Source organism: Streptomyces sp. M41(2017) (assembly GCF_002078175.1).
Taxonomy (GTDB): Bacteria; Actinomycetota; Actinomycetes; order Streptomycetales; family Streptomycetaceae; genus Streptomyces.
In genome coordinates this window covers 4,090,152-4,108,838 of the sequence record NZ_MWFK01000001.1, presented here as the reverse complement: position 1 = coordinate 4,108,838, position 18,687 = coordinate 4,090,152, and the positions used below count along the sequence as shown (strand labels likewise).

The following is an 18,687-nucleotide window of genomic DNA, read 5'->3' as shown; positions in this document are numbered from 1 at the left end:
CCTGCCTCAGTCGCAGTCGCGGCAGATCGGCTGGCCGTTCTTCTCGCGGGCCAGCTGACTGCGGTGGTGCACCAGGAAGCAGCTCATGCAAGTGAACTCGTCCTGCTGCTTGGGCAGCACCCGGACGGCCAGCTCTTCGTTCGAGAGGTCCGCTCCGGGCAGCTCCAGGCCTTCTGCGGCCTCGAACTCGTCCACATCGACGGACGACGTGGACTTGTCGTTCCGGCGAGCCTTCAGTTCTTCAAGGCTGTCCGAGTCGACGTCGTCGTCGGTCTTGCGTGGGGTGTCGTAATCCGTTGCCATGTCAGCTCTCCCCCTCTGGGTGTCTGCGGTGTCTCGACGCACGTAACGCGTGAGAGGCCGGACTTGTGCCCGACCTGAGGCGGAGATTTTGCCTCACATCAAGGTCTGTTACTCAATCGACACCCAACCGGACTCCCCATGAGTGATCGGCTTGGATGGCGATGCGGACCGTACACGGTCCGAAGGCCGCACATCAAAGGCGTCCCACCGTGTACTTCCCGTGATCAGGACCCCCGAAAACCCGGATTTTCCCGGCTTTCCGACAGCTTGCATGATCACGGAGAGTGGATGGACAGGAATTCGCCCTTGTGATCGATCACACACGGACCGCCCGGGTGGGCGACCAGAAAATTCCGCGCAAAGCGAACATCAACGCGTGTCGGCGACATGGTCTCAGACGGGAAGGGTGACGCGCATCACGAGGCCACCCCCCTCGCGGGGCTGGGCGACGATGTGACCGCCGTGCGCCCGGGCCACCGATCGGGCGATCGACAGGCCGAGGCCCACACCCTTGTCGCTTCCGGTGCGCTCGGTGCGCAGCCGCCGGAAAGGCTCGAAAAGATTGTCGACCTCGTACGCGGGAACGACCGGTCCCGTGTTCGACACGATCAGGACCGCCTGACCGTGCTCGGCCTCGGTGGTGACCTCGACCCAGCCGTCCTCCGGCACGTTGTACCGCACGGCGTTCTGGACGAGGTTCAGGGCGATCCGCTCCAGGAGGACGCCGTTGCCCTGGACGATCACGGGATGCCTCTCACCGTGGATCTTGACGCTCTTGGCGACCGCCTCGGCGTGCACCTGGTCGACGGCCTGGGTGGCGACCTCGGCGAGGTCCACGGGCTTGCGCTCGACGATCTGATTGTCGCTGCGGGCGAGCAGCAGCAGGCCCTCGACCAGCTGCTCACTGCGTTCGTTCGTCGCGAGCAGTGTCTTGCCGAGCTGTTGGAGCTCCACGGGTGCGCCCGGATCGGACAGATGCACCTCCAGGAGGGTGCGGTTGATCGCGAGCGGGGTGCGCAGTTCGTGCGAGGCGTTGCCGACGAAGCGCTGCTGGGCGGTGAACGCGCGTTGCAGCCGTTCCAGCATGTCGTCGAAGGTGTCCGCCAGCTCCTTCAACTCGTCGTCCGGGCCGTCCAGTTCGATGCGGCGGGACAGGTCCGAACCGGCCACCGCGCGTGCGGTGCGCGTGATGCGCCCGAGCGGCGACAGCACCCGGCCCGCCATGGCGTAGCCGAACGCGAAGGCGATGACGGCGAGACCGAGCAGGGCCAGCAGGGAACGGCTGAGCAGGTTGTCCAGGGCGTGTTGACGCTGTTCGTTGACGCAGTCGTTCATCGCGCTGTTGAACACGTCGGGAGACGCCTTGTCGGGCAGGTTGCACATGGTGCTCGTGACCTTGCCCTCGGTGATCTTGAACGGGAGCTCGCTGCCGACGTTCAGCGCCTGCGCCGCGAGCAGGTAGATGATCGACAGCAGCAGGATGCCCGCGATCAGGAACATGCCGCCGTACAGCAGCGTGAGCCGTATGCGGATGGTCGGGCGCAGCCAGGGGAACGGCGGTTCGGGACGGGGGTCCCAGGTGGGCTTGGGAGGCGCCGTGGGCGGCGCGGGAGTGGTGGCCACCCGGATCAGATCCTGTAGCCGGAGCCGGGCACGGTGACGATCACCGCGGGCTCGCCGAGCTTGCGGCGCAGCGTCATGACGGTCACACGGACGACGTTCGTGAACGGGTCCGTGTTCTCGTCCCAGGCCTTCTCCAGCAGCTGCTCGGCGGAGACGACGGCTCCCTCGCTGCGCAGCAGCACCTCGAGGACGGCGAACTCCTTGGGCGCGAGCTGGACCTCCTTGCCGTCCCGGAACACCTCGCGGCGGTTCGGGTCGAGCTTGATGCCGGCGCGCTCCAGGACGGGGGGCAGCGGCACGCTCGTACGGCGGCCGAGGGCACGCACGCGTGCCGTCAACTCGCTGAAGGCGAAGGGCTTGGGGAGGTAGTCGTCGGCGCCGATCTCCAGGCCTTCGACACGGTCGCTGACGTCTCCGGACGCGGTCAGCATCAGCACCCGGGTGGGCATGCCGAGCTCGACGATGCGGCGGCAGACGTCGTCGCCGTGCACGAGGGGGAGGTCGCGGTCGAGGACGACCACGTCGTAGTCGTTGACCCCGACGCGCTCCAGGGCGGCCGCGCCGTCGTACACGACGTCGACGGCCATGGCCTCCCGGCGCAGTCCGGTGGCCACCGCATCGGCGAGCAGCTGCTCGTCCTCGACGACGAGTACGCGCACGTCGCTTGTCCTTCCTCTGTCCACCGGCGCGGCACGTCTTCAGGCACCCCGCGGGCAGGTCTGTCACGGATGAGAGCTCCATCCTGCCCTTTTCGGCCATAAACCGGCTGTAAGGCGGGTGGGGCGCCGACCGTCCGGTGCGCGAGACCGGGAATGCCGGATTTTCTCGCCGGGTTGAGGTTTCCACGGAAGAGAGCGGGGGGAGGACGGCTTTACACCCCGCGATCACGCTCTGCACGTGGCAAGCCACCTTGTGGTACGTCCAACCGCTTCCGCAGAGCGGGCGTGGGTGTCCGGCACCGTCGCCGCCCAGCCCGGGCTGCGCTGGGCGGCACCCATTCGGAGACGTGATCGCCCCTTCCGATCGGCACACCCCCGTGCCACCCGACCCACGACCCAGGACGAGGGGGCGCAGCATGGACGCTTTCACCGCAGGACTTCTGCAGCGCATAAGGGCGACCGAGACCGACCTGACGCGTGCTCGCGAAACAGGTGACGACTTCCTCGCCGAGGTAGAGCAGGCCGAGCTGGACGACCTGCACCGCCTCGCCGCCGAGCACGGTGTGGAGGTCGGCGCGGGCGCGACGCGCGTCTGATCCGTACGTACGACAGCGGGACCCCGGTATCGATCCAGTGCCGGGGTCCCGCTTCGTTTTCCGCCGCCGTCCGACGCGCCGCGTTCCGTGACCGGGCAGGCAGCGAGCCGCCGCGGGCCCCCGGTCGCCGTGCGTGACGCGTCCGCTCCGTTACGTCAGTCGCGCCAGGCCCCGAAGTCCTCCAGGAGCTGCTGGAGGGGCTCGAAGACGCCCGGGGAGGCAGCGACCGCGAGATCGCCTCCGGGGCGCTCTCCGGGGCGTCCACCGGTCACCGCGCCCGCCTCACGGACGATCAGGTCCCCCGCCGCGAGGTCCCAGGGGTGGAGACCCCGCTCGTAGTACCCGTCGAGGCGGCCGGCCGCGACGTCGCACAGGTCGACCGCCGCCGAGCCGGAGCGGCGGATGTCCCGGACCAGCGGGATGAGCCGCTGGACGACGTCGGCCTGGTGGACCTTGACGTCGGTCACGTAGTTGAAGCCGGTCGCGACGAGGGCCTGGTCGAGGGCGGGTGACGGGCGGCAGGTCAGCCGGCGCTCACCGACCCAGGCGCCGGTGGCACGGGCGCCGCGGCCGCGGACCGCGTGGTAGGTCTCGCCGCGCATCGGGGCCGCGACGACCCCGACGACGGTCTCGCCGTCCTGTTCGGCCGCGATGGACACCGCCCAGGTAGGCAGTCCGTAAAGGTAGTTGACCGTGCCGTCGAGCGGGTCGACGATCCAGCGGATACCGCTGGTGCCCTCGGTGGCGGAGCCCTCCTCGCCGAGGAAGCCGTCGCGCGGGCGGTGTTCGGCGATCAGGTTGGTGATCAGCTTCTCGGCGGCGATGTCCATCTCGGTGACGACGTCGATCGGGCTGGACTTGGTGGCGGCGACCGTCAGGTCCGCGGGGCGGCCGTCCCGCAGCAGCGCGCCGGCGCGGCGGGCCGCCTCGTGCGCGAGCTGGAGCAGTTCGGTCTGCAGGGGCGCGGTCACGGGGCTCCTCATGCGTAGGGGCTGTCGGCGCCCGCGGCGGCGGGCTTGGGCGTCCGGGCAGGACAGCAGCCCACCGGACACAGGTCGTGGCTCGCACCCAGAGCGCCCAGGGCACACGGTGTCACCCCGCGGCCGCTCTCGGCCGCGGCGCGCTCCAGGACCAGGTCACGAACCGCGGCGGCGAACCGGGGATCGGAGCCCACGGTGGCCGAGCGGCGCACCGGGAGACCGAGCTCGGCGGCCTTGGCGCGCGCCTCCGTGTCCAGGTCGTACAGGACCTCCATGTGGTCCGAGACGAACCCGATCGGCACCATCACGGCGGCCGGGGCACCGGCTCCGTGCAGCTCCTCCAGGTGGTCGCAGATGTCCGGCTCCAGCCACGGGATGTGCGGGGCCCCGGAGCGGGACTGGTAGACGAGCCGCCAGGGATGGTCGACGCCCGTCCGCTCGCGCACCTCCTCCACGATCAGCCGCGCCACGTCCAGGTGCTGACGGACGTACGCGCCGCCGTCGCCGTGGCCCTCGACCGGTCCCGAGGTGTCCGCCGCGGCGGTGGGGATGGAGTGCGTGGTGAACGCCAGGTGCGCGTCCGCGCGGACCTCCTCGGGCAGCTCGGCCAGCGACCGCAGGACGCCCTCGGTCATCGGCTCCACGAACCCGGGGTGGTTGAAGTAGTGGCGCAGTTTGTCGATCCTCGGCAGCTCCAGCCCCTCGCTCTCCAGGGCGGCGAGCGCCCCGGCGAGGTCCTCGCGGTACTGCCGGCAGCCCGAGTACGAGGCGTAGGCGCTGGTGGCCAGGACCAGGATCCGGCGCCGGCCGTCGGTGACCATTTCCCGCAGGGTGTCGGTCAGGTACGGCGCCCAGTTCCGGTTGCCCCAGTACACCGGCAGGTCGAGGCCGTGGTCGGCGAAGTCCTTGCGCAGCACGTCGAGCAGGGCGCGGTTCTGGTCGTTGATGGGACTGATCCCGTCGAACAGGAAGTAGTGCTGCCCCACCTCCTTGAGCCGCTCCTTGGGGATACCCCTGCCCCGCGTCACGTTCTCCAGGAACGGGACCACGTCGTCCGGCCCTTCGGGGCCGCCGAACGAGAGCAGCAACAGGGCGTCATAGGGGGTGGCATCGAGCACGTCTGGCATGCCTCCGATCCTGCCACCCGGTACTGACATGCGAGAAACGGCGGGGTGGCGAACGAGGAACGACGCCCGCGGGCCGCGCCGCGCGCCGGCGGGACAGGCCCTTCCGGCCGCGGACGCGGGTGAGTTCAGGGGCGCTGGGGGCGTGCGGACCGGCACGTTGCGGGCGTGCGCTTTAGGGTGCCCTAACCCGTAAGCTGTATCAGCCAGCTTCACGCCTTACCGACGTTCGGGCCGCCCGTGGTGACCGGGAGGCCGAGCCGAGCCGACGGAGACCCCCGTGCCCAGCCCGTACCGCGCCCTGTTCGCCGCCCCCGGCTCCAAGGGCTTCTCCGCAGCGGGCTTCCTCGGCCGGATGCCGCTGTCCATGATGGGCATCGGCGTGGTCACGATGATCTCCCAGCTCACCGGGCGGTACGGGCTCGCCGGCGCTCTCTCCGCGACCATGGCGCTGGCCGCCGCCGCGCTCGGCCCGCAGGTCTCCAGGATGGTCGACCGGCACGGGCAGCGGCGGGTGCTGCGCCCCGTCACGTTGTTCGCGCTCGCCGCCGCGGCGGGCCTGCTGCTCGCCGCGCACTTCGAGTGGCCGGACTGGGTGCTGTTCGCGTGCGCCGCCGGCATCGGCTGCGTCCCGAGCATCGGCGCGATGGTCCGGGCCCGCTGGGCGGCCCTCTACGGAGGCACCCCGCAACTGCACACCGCGTACTCCCTGGAGTCCGTGGTCGACGAGGTCTGCTTCATCTTCGGGCCGATCATCTCCATCGGACTGTCCACGGTGTGGTTCCCGGAGGCCGGTCCGCTGCTCGCCGCCTGCTTCCTCGCGGCCGGTGTCTTCTGGCTGACCTCGCAGCGCGCGACGGAGCCCGCACCGCATCCGCGCGAGCAGCACGCCGGCGGTTCCGCGCTCCGCTCCGCCGGACTCCAGGTACTGGTGGCCACCTTCGTGGCGACCGGGGCGATCTTCGGGGCCGTCGACGTCGTCACCGTGGCCTTCGCCGAGGAGCAGGGGCACAAGGCCGGGGCGAGCATCGTCCTGGCGATCTATGCGGCGGGTTCCTGCCTCGCGGGGGCCGTCTTCGGACTCCTGCACTTCAAGGGGGCGCCGGAACGCAGGTGGCTGCTGGGCATATGCGCGATGGCCGTGAGTATGATCCCCCTCCTACTGGTCGGAAACTTGCCGTTCCTGGCCGTGGCGCTGTTCGTTGCGGGCCTCTCCATCGCTCCCACGATGATCACGACGATGTCCCTCATCGAGCAGCACGTACCTCGCGCGAAACTGACCGAAGGCATGACCTGGGTGAGCACGGGACTCGCGGTCGGGGTCGCGCTCGGTTCCTCCGTGGCCGGCTGGGTGATCGACGCCTCCGGTGCGAAGGCCGGGTACTTGGTTCCGGCGGTGTCCGGAGCGGTCGCGGTCGCGGTGGGTTTCCTCGGGTATCGCCGGCTCAGCAGGCCGGTTCCGCAGCGGGGAGGGTCTCATGAGCACCACAGTGAGCGGGAAGAGCGGCACGTGGCGTAACTGGGCGGGGAACGTGACCGCCCGTCCCGTACGGGAGGTCACCCCTGCCTCGGTCGACGAACTCACCGCCGCCGTACGCCGGGCGGCCGAGGACGGCCTGACGGTGAAGGCCGTCGGCACCGGGCACTCCTTCACGGCCGCCGCCGCCACGGACGGCGTCTTGATCCGCCCTCACCTGTTGACGGGCATCCGGGGGATCGACCGGGAGGCCATGACGGTCACGGTCGAGGCGGGCACCCCGCTCAAGAGGCTCAACCTGGCCCTCGCGCGCGAGGGGCTGTCGCTCACGAACATGGGCGACATCATGGAGCAGACGGTCTCGGGCGCGACCAGCACCGGAACGCACGGCACCGGCCGGGACTCGGCCTCGATCGCCGCGCAGATCAAGGGCCTTGAATTGGTGACCGCGGACGGATCGGTGCTGACGTGCTCCGAGAAGGAGAACCCCGAGGTCTTCGCCGCGGCCCGGATAGGCATCGGCGCCCTGGGCATCGTGACGGCGATCACCTTCTCCGTGGAGCCCGTGTTCCTCCTCTCCGCCCGCGAGGAGCCGATGACCTTCGACAGGGTCACCGCCGACTTCGACGAACTGTTCACCGAGAACGAGCACTTCGAGTTCTACTGGTTCCCGCACACCGGCAACTGCAACACCAAGCGCAACAACCGCAGCGCCGGCCCCGAGAAGCCGGTGGGGGCGGTCAGCGGCTGGATCGAGGACGAGTTCCTCTCCAACGGCCTCTTCCAGGTGGTCAACCTGCTCGGCCGCGCCGCACCCGTGACCATCCCGTCGATCGCGAGGCTCTCCAGCCGCGCGCTCTCCGCGCGGACCTACACGGACATCCCGTACAAGGTCTTCACCTCCCCGCGCCGGGTGCGGTTCGTGGAGATGGAGTACGCCGTGCCGCGCGAGGCCCTCGTGGAGACGCTGCGCGAACTGAAGTCGATGGTCGAGCGTTCCGCCCTGCGGGTCAGCTTCCCGGTCGAGGTGCGCACCGCGCCCGCCGACGACATCACCCTGTCCACGGCGTCCGGCCGGGACAGCGCCTACATCGCCGTCCACATGTTCCGGGGCACCCCGTACCAGGCGTACTTCACCGCCGCCGAGCAGATCTTCACCGCCCACGAGGGGCGCCCGCACTGGGGCAAGGTGCACACGCGGGACGCGGAGTACTTCTCCGGGGTCTACCCGCGCTTCGGCGAGTTCACGGCGCTCCGGGATCGACTCGACCCGGATCGGCGCTTTGCGAATGACTACTTGCGGAGGGTGCTGGGGTCGTAGCGGTCGTGCTGGGGTCCGGAGTCGGGGTGCTGTCCCCGGTCTCCGGGTCCGAGGACGCGCCATCGGGCGTCGGCCGTGACGTCGTGCCGCCGCTTCCCGGTTCCCGCGAAGCGGCGCCGTCGTCACCGGTGGATGGACCGGGTTCTTGAGGGGACCGCGGCGACGACGAAGGCGAGGAGTCCGGCGACGGTGTCGTACCGGAGCCGGAGCCGGAACCGCCCGACCCCGAGCTGTGCCCCTTGAAGGCGTCGCCCACGGTCGTGCTCGTGCCGTCCCCGCTGAAACTCTTGCCCGAGACCAGTTCGTACGTGGTGATCCCGGTCATCGTGACGCCGAACACGAGAGCGGTGGCGACCAGTGGCCGCTTCCAGCTTCTGACCCGGGCCCGGTAGACGGTGCCCTGGGTGAACTCCCCCGGCGTCCCGGCCGGCGCGGCCGCGGACACCTGCTGCGACCGCGTGCGCAGCTTCGGCTGCACCCTCACCTCGCGTATCTGCTCCCCGGTGCGCCGGAAGAAATGCTGGAAGAGCGTTCCCCCACTGGTGGCGACAACACTGACCAGACCGGCGCCCAGGATCGTCCCGTAGACGCCGAAGTAGGACGCGAGTTTCGCGGCGACCACCGCGGCGACCGCGCTCCCCGCCACCTGAGGGACGCTCAGGTCCAGCCTCTTCTTCCTCGGTTCCGTGTCGGCACCCGGCTCCTCGCCGCCGACACCCGGCTTCTCACGCATTCCCGGACCTTGCCTGCCTTTCCCGTACTTGATCGACTGATCGCACGAGAAAGGGACGTACAGGCGAAACGATTAGTTCCGTTTCTGGTGATTCCGTGAAGTGCGCCACGTTCCCGGACGCCGGATTCGCGCTCAGGGGCGGCCAACTACCACCCCCCGCCCGAAGTTGGGCGGCGCGGCGATCCACGCGCGTGGCCCGAATGGAGTACTGTTGCGAGCCCTGGGTCCGGACTCCCGCCAGGGTGTCCGGGGCCTTGCAGGACCGCCGGGAGGGGGCTCGTTGCACAGGGTGATGGAGTTCGTCACTTAGCGTTGCGAATAGGTAACCGTGCCATAACGGCAGCCTCGGGCCCGTGCCCGACACGCCGGGCAACTCGGCAAGGTTGTGGCAGGCTGCACCCGGGCAGGCCACACTCGACTAGCGGAAGCAGCGACGCACGTGACGTCGGCAGGCACCACCCGGGAGGTCCCCATGCCCGAACTGCGTGTCGTGGCCGTCTCTAACGACGGCACACGGCTGGTGCTGAAGGCTGCGGACAGCACGGAGTACACGCTTCCGATTGACGAGCGTCTGCGCGCCGCGGTCCGCGGCGACCGTCCGCGCCTCGGCCAGATCGAGATCGAGGTGGAGAGCCATCTCCGCCCCCGAGACATTCAGGCGCGTATACGTGCCGGCGCCTCCGCGGAGGAGGTCGCCCAGCTCGCCGGAATCCCCGTCGACCGCGTCCGCCGCTTCGAGGGTCCCGTCCTGGCGGAGCGCGCCTTCATGGCCGAGCGAGCCAGGAAGACCCCCGTGCGCCGGCCCGGCGAGAACGTCGGCCCTCAGCTCGGTGAAGCCGTTCAGGAACGGCTGACGATCCGGGGTGCCGAGAAGGACACCGTCCAGTGGGACTCGTGGCGCCGCGACGACGGCACCTGGGAAGTCATGCTGGTGTACCGCGTCGCGGGCGAGCCGCACGCGGCGAGCTGGACCTACGACCCGCCCCGGCGGCTCGTCCAGGCCGTCGACGACGAGGCGCGCTCGCTGATCGGCGAGTCCGACGACCTCGCGGCACCCGAGCCGAGCTTCCCGTTCGTACCGCGGATCGCCCGGCTCCCCCGAGACCGTCCGCTGGACCGCGCGCTCGACCGGCAGATGGAGCGGCCGAGCCTGCCCCCGGCTCCTCCGGAGCCGGTCGAGGAGGCCGGCGAGCGGGACTCGCTCACCAGTCTCCTGGAGGCGGTGCCCAGCTTCCGCGGCGACATGGTGGTGCCCGAGCGCCCGGCGAACACCGAGCGTCCCGCCGGCGAGGAGCCCGTCACCGAGCCCGAGGAGGAGGAGCCCCCGGCTCCGGCCGCCTCGGCCGGCGCGGGGTCCGCCTACGCGGACGTCCTCATGCCCCGCTCGGTCGGCAGCCACCGCGACCGGCTCGTCGGCACGACCGACCGCCAGGCCGAGGCCGACGGGGTCCGTCCGGGCCGCAGAGCGGCCGTCCCGAGCTGGGACGAGATCGTCTTCGGCACACGGCGGAAGAAGCAGGACTAGTCACGTGGACGTGGAAGGGGCCCGCACCGGATCGGTGCGGGCCCCTTCCACGTCCTCCTCGTGCCCGAGAGGCCGCGCGGCCCGGAGGTCGTCGCGGACAGCAGCGGACCGTGCCCCGACGCTCGCTCGATTCCAGGGTTGCCAAGCCCCGCCGCCACGGCGGGCCGGGGACCACCACGGCCCGCCGTCGCTCCGGGCCCGGGTTCGCGAAGGCCCGCCGTTACTGCGGGTCGGGGCCCACGGCGACCGGGCGGGACGCGTCCTGGGACCACTCCGACCACGAACCCACGTACAGCGCGGCGGGGATCCCGGCCACGGCGAGTGCCAGCACCTGGTGGGCGCCGGAGACACCGGAACCGCAGTAGACGCCGACCTCGGCCGCGGGCGTCGCGCCGAGCGACGTGAAACGGTCGGCGAGTTCGGAAGCGGGCAGGAAGCGGCCGTCCTCCGTGACGTTCTCCGAGGTCGGCGCGGAGACGGCACCGGGAATGTGTCCGCCGACCCGGTCGATCGGCTCGACCTCGCCGCGGTAGCGCTCACCGGCGCGGGCGTCCAGCAGCAGCCCGGACCGGGCGAGCGCGGCCGCGGCGTCCGCGTCGAGCGACGGCCGGGCACCGGGCGCCGGTACGAACGTCCCGGGCGCCGGCGCGGGGACCTCCGAGGAGACCGGCCCGGTCCAGGCGGCGAACCCGCCGTCAAGCACGCGTACCGACGGATGACCCGAATGGCCCAGCAGCCACCAGGCGCGCGCGGCGGCCCAGCCCTGCCCCCCGTCGTACACGACGACGTCACGGTTCCCGGAGACACCCGCGGCCCGCATGGCCGCGCCGAAGACCTCCGGGTCGGGCAGCGGATGACGCCCCGCGGCACCGGCCGGACCAGCGAGTTCGGAATCCAGGTCGACGAAGACGGCCCCCGGGATGTGTGCCTCCTCGTACGCGGAGCGCAGGTCGGGGCCGCCCAGCTGCCAGCGGACATCGAGGAGGACCGGGGGGTTCGGTCCCGCGAGGTCGCTCGCGAGTTCGGATGCGGTGATGGTGGCGTTCATGGCCACCATCCTCGCGCACGGGGTGGCCGCGTTGCCAAGGTCCGGCTACTCTGCTCGGCCGGGCAGGTCCGGTCACCGCGTGTACGGGATCGGGCACATGCTGTACAACCGATGGACACCACGCGGCAATCGCTCCGAAACGACGGGGCAACGGCAGTCCGGGCATCCTCCGGCCGTGTGCCGCCGAACGGCGGCGCGGCCAGGACGCGCGGCACGACCGGTGGTGCGAACATCGGGCACGGGGCGTGCACGTTCACGACTGGGTACGCGTGTTCGTAGGCGGAAGGTGACCGGCCACCGCGAGGGGCCGAGAAGAGAGTGACGATGACCGAGGCACGGGGGTCGGCCGGCCTGAACGGCACCACGCATGCTCGGCACGCGCCCGGCGCACCCTGCTGGGTGAGCCTGATGGTGCACGAGATGGCCGCGACCCAGGAGTTCTACGGAGAGTTGTTCGGCTGGGAGTTCCAGCCGGGCCCGCAGCAGCTCGGCCCCTACGCGCGGGCCATGCTCGACGGCCACGAGGTGGCCGGCATCGGCCAGTTGCCGCCCGACCGGCACCTGCCCATCGCCTGGACGCCGTACTTCGCTTCGGAGGACGCGGACCGGACGGCCGCGACGGTACGGCAGAGCGGCGGCACCGTGGGCGTGGGTCCGCTCGACGCGGCGGAGGCCGGGCGCCTCGCGATCGCCTCCGACCCGTCCGGTGCCGTCTTCGGCATCTGGCAGGTAGCCGCCCACCTCGGCACCGCGATCACGGGTGTGACGGGCACCCCGGCGTGGAACGAGCTCGTGACGCGGGACAGCGAGAGCGTCGTCAAGTTCTACCAGGGGGTCTTCGGGTACGAACTGGAGCCGACCGTCTCCGCCGATTTCGACTACGTGACGCTGCACATCGACGGGGTCCCGGTGGCCGGCGTCCACGGTGTCGGGAACGCCCTGCCGCGCGACCGCGGGCCGCACTGGCTGACCTATTTCGAGGCGGCCGACGTCGACGCCACCGTCCGGCGGGTCGGGGAACTCGGCGGGCACCTTCTGAAGGCCGCCCACGACTCCCCGCACGGACGGGTGGCGACGGTGGCGGACCCCGAAGGGGCGATGTTCTCGTTGATCCATGCCGTCACGTGATGATCAATACCGTCATGTGATCCATGCGGGCGGCACGCGGGATCAGACAGGGGCGATCGGCAGGACGTCCGGCGACAGTGCGCCCGCGTGAGCCGTGGCGGCCGTCATACGGCGGCGGTGGTGTCGGCGGCACAGGACCTCGTAGCCGATGTTCTCCGGCTGGTTGACGTCGCCGACGACGACCTGGGCGCCCTCGACGACCATCGCGCCGCCTATGGTGCGGGCGTTGTGCGTGGCACGGGCTCCGCACCAGCACAGGGCCTCGACCTGGAGGACCTCGACCCGGTCGGCGAGTTCGACGAGTCGCTGGGAGCCGGGGAAGAGCTTGGAGCGGAAGTCGGTGGTGATACCGAAGGCGAACACGTCGACGTCGAGGTCGTCCACCACGCGCGCCAGTTGGTCGATCTGCCCCGGGGCGAGGAACTGCGCCTCGTCCGCGATCACGTAGTCCGCCCGGCCGCCCTGGGAGAGGTGGTCGACGACGTAGGCGTACAGGTCCTGGTCGTCCGCCACCTCGACCGCGTCGGTGACGAGGCCGAGGCGCGAGGAGAGCTTGCCCTCGCCCGCACGGTCGTCGCGCGTGAAGATCATGCCCTGCAGGCCCCGTGCCGAGCGGTTGTGCTCGATCTGGAGAGCCAGCGTGGACTTCCCGCAGTCCATCGTTCCGGAGAAGAACACCAGCTCGGGCATGGGGAGTCGAGCACCTTTCGGCAGCGGGGCAGGGGGACGGGAACGGCGACCGGGACGGACGTCAGGTACGCACTTGCAGAAGCGGGACCAGCTGCTCGACGGGGGTCATCGAGCCGTGGTTGCCGACCATCGCCGACTCCTTGGGCTCCCGCTCGGACGCGATGATCAGGACGTCGTCGCGGGCGGCGGCGATGACGTCACCGAGCCGGGCGTGGACCCGCTCGTCGACCCGCGGGCCGAACCAGCCCGCCGCGATCGCCTCGTCCCGGGACGCGATCCAGAACTGCTCGCCGAGGACCTCGCGCCAGCAGGTCAGCACGTCCGCCTGGGCGCCCGGGACCGCGTAGACGTGACGGGCGCGGCCCTCGCCGCCCAGCAGGGCCACGCCGGCGCGCAGCTCCCAGTCCTCGTCGAAGTCGATGCGGTGCTGCTCGTCGAACGGGATGTCGATCATGCCGTGGTCGGCGGTGACATACAGCACCGAGCGCGGCGGGAGCTGCTCCGCGAGGCGCTGGACGAGGCGGTCGACGTACATCAGCTGGCCGCGCCAGGGGTCGGAGTCGATGCCGAAACGGTGACCCTTGCCGTCGACCTCGGCGTAGTACGTGTAGACCAAGGAGCGGTCGCCCGCGGCCAGTTGCTCGGCGGCGAGGTCCATGCGCTCCTCGCCGGACAGCCGTCCGTGGAACGTGCCGCCGCTCAGCGCGACCTTCGTCAGCGGCGTGTTCTGGAAGGTGGGCGAGGAGACCTGGGCGGTGTGCACGCCCGCCGCGTCGGCCAGCTGGAAGATCGTGGGGTGGGGCTGCCACGCGCGCGGGTCGGTCCACGGATTCCAGCGGAGCTGGTTCATCAGCTCGCCGGTCGCGGGGTTGCGCGCGGTGTAGCCCGGCAGGCCGTGCGCGCCCGGGGGCAGGCCGGTGCCGACGGAGGCGAGGGAGGTCGCGGTGGTGGCCGGGTAGCCCGCCGTGATCGGACGCCCCGTGCCGCCGCGCGAGGAGGCGAGGAGCGAGGTCATGAAGGGGGCTTCGTCCGGGTGGGCCCGGAGCTGCTCCCAGCCGAGACCGTCGATCAGGAAGACGCAGTTGCGGTCGGCCGGGGTCAGTTCCGGTATGGCGGCGGTCATGCCGGGCACGGACATGCCGGCGGCGAGCGTCGGCAGCACGTCGGCCAGGGAACCGGCGCCGTATTCGGGGACGGGCGCGGAGTCGACGGCGAGCGGTTCCGGGTGGTCCCAGGTGGGCAGGGCCATCAGCGGGTGACGTCCGCGGTCGCTTCGGAGAGGGACTGCGCGAAGGCGAGTGCCTGCTGCACGGTCTCGGGGCCGTCGCCCGCCTCGCTGACGCGCAGGCTGAGGTCGTCGGCCGTCGAGTTGCCCGTGTAGCCGTGGTCCGCCTCGCAGTTGGGGTCGCCGCAGGCGGCGGGCTCCAGGTCGATACGGCTGACGGCACCCCATCCGATGGTCAGGACGACTTCGCGGGGCAGCGTGCCCGGGGTGTACGACTCGGGGTTCGCGACGACGCGGCTGACGACGACGGACGAGATCCGGCCGAGCTTCACGGACTCGGTCGACGTCGTGGCGTAGGGGGTCGGAGACGTGGTGTCCGCGTTCTGCTCGTCGGTGTGGCTGACGATGAAGCGGTTGCCGGTGAGGACGAGCACGGTGACGTGGCGCCGCACCTCGTTCGCGTCGAACGTCGTCTCCTGATGGACCAGGTACGACCGGATGGTGTCGCCGCCGATCGCGGCCTCCACCGCCTCGGCCACGAGGGCCGGGTAGTAGCCGCTGCGCTCGATCGCCGCTCGCAGCCCCTGGGTCGTCGTACTGGTCTTGGCCATGACGTCCATCCTACGGGGGCCCACTGACTGCGAGGCACCGCTCGGGCGGGTCGGTGGTGGACGGGTCCCACGGATCCGGCCCGGGGACCGGGCGGCCGGGTCCGCGCGCGGTCGGACGTCACTCCGCCGGGTGGAGACCTGCGGGCGGCCGTCGGAGTCACACGACGGGAAGGGTGCGGGGGCCCAGGTCGTCCCGGATCGGGGCGCGGGCGAGCCGCACCGTGGCGCCCAGGACGCTCACGCCGGTCGGGGCGACCACCACGGGCTCCAGGGAGACGGCCACGACCTCCGGGTGATCGTCGACCAGCCGGGACACCCGCAGCATCAGCTGTTCGAGGGCCGCCGTGTCCACCGGCGCGGAGCCGCGCCAGCCGAACAGCAGCGGTGCCGTCCGGATCGACCGGACCAGCGAGGTCGCGTCCCGGTCCGTGACCGGGATCAGCCGGTGCGCCGTGTCGCCGAGCAGCTCGGAGGCGGCTCCGGCCAGCCCGAAGGAGAGCACCGCCCCGGCCGCCGGGTCGATCACCGCGCGGACCACTGTGTCGACGCCGCGCGGCGCCATCCCCTGCACGACCGGGCGCAGCACCGCGGGGGTCCCGAACAGCTCGGTCAACTCCGCGTATGCGCGGCGCAGTTGCTCCTCATCCGCCAGGTCCAGCCGGACGCCGCCCAGGTCGGCCCGGTGCCGCAGGTGCGGTGCGGTGGTCTTGAGGGCCACCGGGTAGCCGATGGCGTCCGCCGCGGCCACGGCGTCGTCCGGGGTGGAGGCGGGCAGCGCGCGGTGCACGTCGATGCCGTACCGCCCGAGCAGGGCGCAGGTGTCCTCGCCGCCGAGGGTCAGTCCCTCTCCGCGCGCGAGGAGGCCGTCGATCAGCTCGGCCGCCCCCTTCTCGTCGATGTCCTCGTACTCGGGGACCTTGCCCGGTTCGGTGGCGTCGAGCCGCCACTGGGCGTACTTGACTGCCTCCGCGAGGGCACGGACGGCGCGCTCGGCGGCGGGGTAGGCGGGAATGAGCCGGGAGTCCGCGGGTGAGTCGGCGCTCGCTTCGGCGGGCGGCGCCCCGTCCGCGGGATGGAAGCGCCGGGAAGCGGCGGACGCGCCGCCCGTCGCCGCCTCGGCGGCCTGGGGGGCGGTGCTGGCCGCGGCGGAGAGGGCCTCGGCGAGCCCGCCCAGCTCGACGTGCACGACGAGGACGGGCTTGGCGGGGGCGGCCGCGGCGGAGGAGCGGAGCGCCTCGGCGAGTGCGGCGTCCGCGGTGGAGGTCTCCCCCACCGCCGGGATGGCCGTCACGACCACGGCGTCGCAGCCGTCGTCGGCGAGGGCGTCCGACAGCGCGCGGTGGAAGTCGGCCGCCGAGGCGGCCGTGGTCAGGTCCTTCGGCGGCAGCGGCCGGAGACCCTCGGCGAGGCAGGCGTCGTAGGTCAGCAGGCCGAGCGACTCCGAGTTCCCGACGATCGCCACGCGGGGGCCCCTGGGGAGCGGCTGGCGGGCCAGCAGCAGTCCCGCGTCGACGAGTTCGGTGATCGTGTCCACGCGGATGACGCCGGCCTGGCGCAGCAGGGCGGAGACGGTGGCGTGCGGGAGTCGCGTGGCGCGTACGGCGTGTCCCTGGGGGGCCGCTCCGCCGTGCCGCGCTCCCTGGACCACGACCAGTGGCTTCGCCGCGGCGGTCCGGCGCGCGAGGCGGGTGAACTTGCGCGGGTTGCCGATGGATTCGAGGTACATGAGGGCGACGTCGGTGTCCGGGTCGTCGAACCAGTACTGGAGGACGTCGTTGCCGGACACGTCCGCCCGGTTGCCGGAGGAGATGAAGGTCGACACGCCGGTCACTCCGGTGACGCCGCCGCCCCTGCGGTGCAGCCGGGAGAGCAGGGCGATGCCGATGGCGCCGGACTGCGCGAAGAGCCCGATCCGTCCGGGACGCGGCATCTCCGGGGCGAGGGAGGCGTTCAGCCGCACCTCCGGTGAGGTGTTGATGACGCCGAAGGCGTTCGGCCCGATGATCCGCATCCCGTACGTGCGCGCGTGCCGGACGAGCTCGCGCTGGCGCTCGCGTCCCTCCACGCCACTCTCGGCGTACCCGGCGGAGACGACCACGAGCCCCTGCACCCCGTGTTCGCCGCACTCGCTGACGACGTCGAGGACCTGCTCGGCGGGGACGGCGACGACCGCGAGGTCGACGGGCTCCTCGATGTCCCGGACGGAGCGGTGCGCGGGGACACCGTCGAGGTCCTTCTCCTCCAGTGCCCTGTTCACGGCGTACAGGCGGCCGGTGAAGCCGGCCCCGCGGAGGTTGTCGAGGACGCTGCGGCCCACTCCGCCCGGGGTGCGCCCCGCCCCGATGACGGCGACGGAGCCGGGCGCCAGGAGCCGCTTGACGGACCGCGCCTCGGCGCGCTGTTCCCGGGCGCGCTGCACGGCGAGCGAGCGGTCGGTGGGTTCGAGGTCGAACTCCAGGCGTACGACACCGTCCTCGAAGCTGCGCTTCTGGGTGTATCCGGCGTCCGTGAACACCTTGATCATCTTGTTGTTCGCGGGCAGCACCTCGGCGGCGAACCGACGGATCCCGCGCTCGCGGGCCACGGCCGCGACGTGTTCGAGGAGGGCCGAGGCGACACCGCGGCCCTGATGGGCGTCCTGCACGAGGAAGGCGACCTCCGCCTCGTCGGCGGGCGCGGACGCGGGCAGGCCCCGGGCGTCGATCCGGTCGTACCGCACCGTGGCGATGAACTCGCCGCCGACCGTGGCCGCGAGGCCCACCCGGTCGACGAAGTCGTGGTGCGTGAAACGGTGGACGTCCTTGGCGGAGAGCCGGGGGTAGGGCGCGAAGAAGCGGTAGTACTTCGACTCGTCCGACACCTGCTCGTAGAAGCTGACGAGACGTTCCGCGTCGTCGACCGTGATGGGCCTGACGCGCGCGGTGCCGCCGTCGCGCAGCACCACGTCGGCCTCCCAGTGCGCGGGGTACTCGTGCCGGTCCGACGGGGTCTGCATGCGCCCCAGACTACGGCTCGCGTACGACAACGGCGCGAGGCAGTCTGGGCGGAACGGGCGTCGTACCGGGGCCGCGGTGGGACGCTGCTCGTGGGCCGGAGACAGTGCCGTCCGGGCAGGCTTCACGATATGGGACACTGGTCTAGACAACCCTGAACAGCTGAAGGGCAGCATCACATGGCTGAGCGCCGCGTCAACGTCGGCTGGGCTGAGGGCCTCCACGCCCGCCCCGCCTCCATCTTCGTCCGGGCCACGACGGCCTCCGGCGTCCCCGTGACGATCGCCAAGGCCGACGGCAACCCCGTCAACGCGGCCTCCATGCTGGCGGTCCTCGGTCTGGGCGCCCAGGGCGGCGAGGAGATCGTCCTCGCGTCGGACGCCGAGGGTGCGGACGCCGCCCTCGACCGCCTGGCGAAGCTGGTCGCCGAGGGGCTCGACGAGCTCCCCGAGACCGTCTGAGCCCCCAGGCACTCGGACATCACACGGCTGAGCCGCGCCGTCCCCCACCGGGAGGCGCGGCTCAGCCGTTTCCGTACGCCGTCCCGCGTTTTCGTACACCGTCCCGGAATTCACGGGACACGTCCGGATCACACCGTGCGTGAACGAAAGGAACGCGTGCCGGAAATTCCCGGCACGCGAATAAAACGGC

General features: G+C 71.5%; 17 protein-coding genes. 6 read left to right on the top strand and 11 right to left on the bottom strand.

The window, feature by feature from the left end; translation table 11 throughout:
- Nucleotides 1–6 precede the first annotated feature (6 nt).
- The 3 genes from B0675_RS18075 to B0675_RS18065 all read right to left on the bottom strand — a co-directional run bounded on the left by B0675_RS18075 (nt 7) and on the right by B0675_RS18065 (nt 2,585).
- Nucleotides 7–303, bottom strand: coding sequence for a DUF4193 domain-containing protein (locus B0675_RS18075; protein ID WP_003997302.1), 297 nt, complete (start codon nt 301–303; stop codon nt 7–9).
- A gap of 393 nt (nt 304–696) precedes the next feature.
- Complete coding sequence (locus B0675_RS18070; RefSeq protein ID WP_081219849.1) at nt 697–1,926, bottom strand: HAMP domain-containing sensor histidine kinase; 1,230 nt, start codon at nt 1,924–1,926, stop codon at nt 697–699.
- Between the two features lie 5 nt (nt 1,927–1,931).
- Nucleotides 1,932–2,585, bottom strand: a complete 654-nt coding sequence (locus B0675_RS18065) for a response regulator transcription factor (protein ID WP_081219848.1) — start codon at nt 2,583–2,585, stop codon at nt 1,932–1,934.
- 416 nt (nt 2,586–3,001) lie between these two features.
- Between B0675_RS18065 and B0675_RS18060 the strand changes: the two genes are divergently transcribed.
- Nucleotides 3,002–3,181: a hypothetical protein gene (locus B0675_RS18060; protein WP_081219847.1), complete on the top strand. Its 180-nt coding sequence runs from the start codon at nt 3,002–3,004 to the stop codon at nt 3,179–3,181.
- 155 nt (nt 3,182–3,336) lie between these two features.
- Here the strand turns inward: B0675_RS18060 and B0675_RS18055 are convergent, their stop codons facing one another.
- Nucleotides 3,337–4,152, bottom strand: coding sequence for an inositol monophosphatase family protein (locus tag B0675_RS18055; protein WP_081219846.1), 816 nt, complete (start codon nt 4,150–4,152; stop codon nt 3,337–3,339).
- Nucleotides 4,153–4,160: 8 nt separating this feature from the next.
- Complete coding sequence (locus tag B0675_RS18050) at nt 4,161–5,288, bottom strand: ferrochelatase (protein WP_081219845.1); 1,128 nt, start codon at nt 5,286–5,288, stop codon at nt 4,161–4,163.
- A 277-nt stretch (nt 5,289–5,565) separates the two neighbouring features.
- Here B0675_RS18050 and B0675_RS18045 point away from each other — a divergent pair, with 277 nt between their 5' ends.
- Entirely contained in the window at nt 5,566–6,804 is a 1,239-nt protein-coding gene (locus B0675_RS18045; protein WP_081219844.1) for an MFS transporter, read from the top strand.
- Nucleotides 6,764–8,083, top strand: a complete 1,320-nt coding sequence (locus B0675_RS18040) for a D-arabinono-1,4-lactone oxidase (RefSeq protein WP_081219843.1) — start codon at nt 6,764–6,766, stop codon at nt 8,081–8,083. The genes B0675_RS18045 and B0675_RS18040 overlap by 41 nt, the downstream gene beginning before the upstream one ends.
- Here B0675_RS18040 and B0675_RS18035 read toward each other — a convergent pair.
- Nucleotides 8,007–8,816: a hypothetical protein gene (locus B0675_RS18035; protein ID WP_081219842.1), complete on the bottom strand. Its 810-nt coding sequence runs from the start codon at nt 8,814–8,816 to the stop codon at nt 8,007–8,009. The two genes, B0675_RS18040 and B0675_RS18035, sit on opposite strands and share 77 nt — an antisense overlap.
- Nucleotides 8,817–9,255: 439 nt before the next feature.
- Here B0675_RS18035 and sepH point away from each other — a divergent pair, with 439 nt between their 5' ends.
- On the top strand, nt 9,256–10,341 hold the full coding sequence (gene sepH / locus B0675_RS18030) for a septation protein SepH (RefSeq protein WP_081219841.1): 1,086 nt from the start codon (nt 9,256–9,258) through the stop codon (nt 10,339–10,341).
- Nucleotides 10,342–10,561: 220 nt separating this feature from the next.
- On the opposite strand, the gene B0675_RS18025 is transcribed toward sepH, so the two are convergent.
- Nucleotides 10,562–11,389, bottom strand: a complete 828-nt coding sequence (locus B0675_RS18025) for a sulfurtransferase (RefSeq protein ID WP_081219840.1) — start codon at nt 11,387–11,389, stop codon at nt 10,562–10,564.
- A 324-nt stretch (nt 11,390–11,713) separates the two neighbouring features.
- On the opposite strand from B0675_RS18025, the gene B0675_RS18020 reads away from it, so the two are divergent.
- Nucleotides 11,714–12,517, top strand: coding sequence for a VOC family protein (locus B0675_RS18020; RefSeq protein ID WP_081221854.1), 804 nt, complete (start codon nt 11,714–11,716; stop codon nt 12,515–12,517).
- Nucleotides 12,518–12,559: 42 nt separating this feature from the next.
- Here the strand turns inward: B0675_RS18020 and B0675_RS18015 are convergent, their stop codons facing one another.
- From B0675_RS18015 to B0675_RS18000, 4 genes are all read right to left on the bottom strand, one after another.
- Nucleotides 12,560–13,207, bottom strand: coding sequence for a thymidine kinase (locus tag B0675_RS18015; protein WP_081219839.1), 648 nt, complete (start codon nt 13,205–13,207; stop codon nt 12,560–12,562).
- 61 nt (nt 13,208–13,268) lie between these two features.
- A complete protein-coding gene (locus B0675_RS18010) occupies nt 13,269–14,456 on the bottom strand; it encodes a nucleotide pyrophosphatase/phosphodiesterase family protein (protein ID WP_081219838.1) in 1,188 nt (395 codons plus the stop codon).
- Complete coding sequence (locus B0675_RS18005; protein ID WP_179165316.1) at nt 14,456–15,043, bottom strand: DUF5998 family protein; 588 nt, start codon at nt 15,041–15,043, stop codon at nt 14,456–14,458. The genes B0675_RS18010 and B0675_RS18005 overlap by 1 nt, the downstream gene beginning before the upstream one ends.
- A 157-nt stretch (nt 15,044–15,200) precedes the next feature.
- On the bottom strand, nt 15,201–18,038 hold the full coding sequence (locus B0675_RS18000; protein WP_081219836.1) for a bifunctional GNAT family N-acetyltransferase/acetate--CoA ligase family protein: 2,838 nt from the start codon (nt 18,036–18,038) through the stop codon (nt 15,201–15,203).
- 177 nt (nt 18,039–18,215) lie between these two features.
- On the opposite strand from B0675_RS18000, the gene B0675_RS17990 reads away from it, so the two are divergent.
- Nucleotides 18,216–18,497, top strand: coding sequence for an HPr family phosphocarrier protein (locus B0675_RS17990; RefSeq protein WP_081219834.1), 282 nt, complete (start codon nt 18,216–18,218; stop codon nt 18,495–18,497).
- The last annotated feature ends 190 nt before the right edge of the window (nt 18,498–18,687 follow it).

Excerpts from the sequence above, each read along its gene's own strand:
- B0675_RS18075 (WP_003997302.1), bottom strand. The coding sequence starts at position 303 with ATGGCAACGGATTACGACACCCCACGCAAGACCGACGACGACGTCGAC.
- B0675_RS18060 (WP_081219847.1), top strand. The coding sequence starts at position 3,002 with ATGGACGCTTTCACCGCAGGACTTCTGCAGCGCATAAGGGCGACCGAG.
- B0675_RS18050 (WP_081219845.1), bottom strand. The coding sequence starts at position 5,288 with ATGCCAGACGTGCTCGATGCCACCCCCTATGACGCCCTGTTGCTGCTC.
- B0675_RS18040 (WP_081219843.1), top strand. The coding sequence starts at position 6,764 with ATGAGCACCACAGTGAGCGGGAAGAGCGGCACGTGGCGTAACTGGGCG.
- B0675_RS18035 (WP_081219842.1), bottom strand. The coding sequence starts at position 8,816 with ATGCGTGAGAAGCCGGGTGTCGGCGGCGAGGAGCCGGGTGCCGACACG.
- B0675_RS18025 (WP_081219840.1), bottom strand. The coding sequence starts at position 11,389 with ATGAACGCCACCATCACCGCATCCGAACTCGCGAGCGACCTCGCGGGA.
- B0675_RS18020 (WP_081221854.1), top strand. The coding sequence starts at position 11,714 with ATGACCGAGGCACGGGGGTCGGCCGGCCTGAACGGCACCACGCATGCT.
- B0675_RS18015 (WP_081219839.1), bottom strand. The coding sequence starts at position 13,207 with ATGCCCGAGCTGGTGTTCTTCTCCGGAACGATGGACTGCGGGAAGTCC.
- B0675_RS18010 (WP_081219838.1), bottom strand. The coding sequence starts at position 14,456 with ATGGCCCTGCCCACCTGGGACCACCCGGAACCGCTCGCCGTCGACTCC.
- B0675_RS18005 (WP_179165316.1), bottom strand. The coding sequence starts at position 15,043 with ATGGCCAAGACCAGTACGACGACCCAGGGGCTGCGAGCGGCGATCGAG.
- B0675_RS18000 (WP_081219836.1), bottom strand. The coding sequence starts at position 18,038 with ATGCAGACCCCGTCGGACCGGCACGAGTACCCCGCGCACTGGGAGGCC.
- B0675_RS17990 (WP_081219834.1), top strand. The coding sequence starts at position 18,216 with ATGGCTGAGCGCCGCGTCAACGTCGGCTGGGCTGAGGGCCTCCACGCC.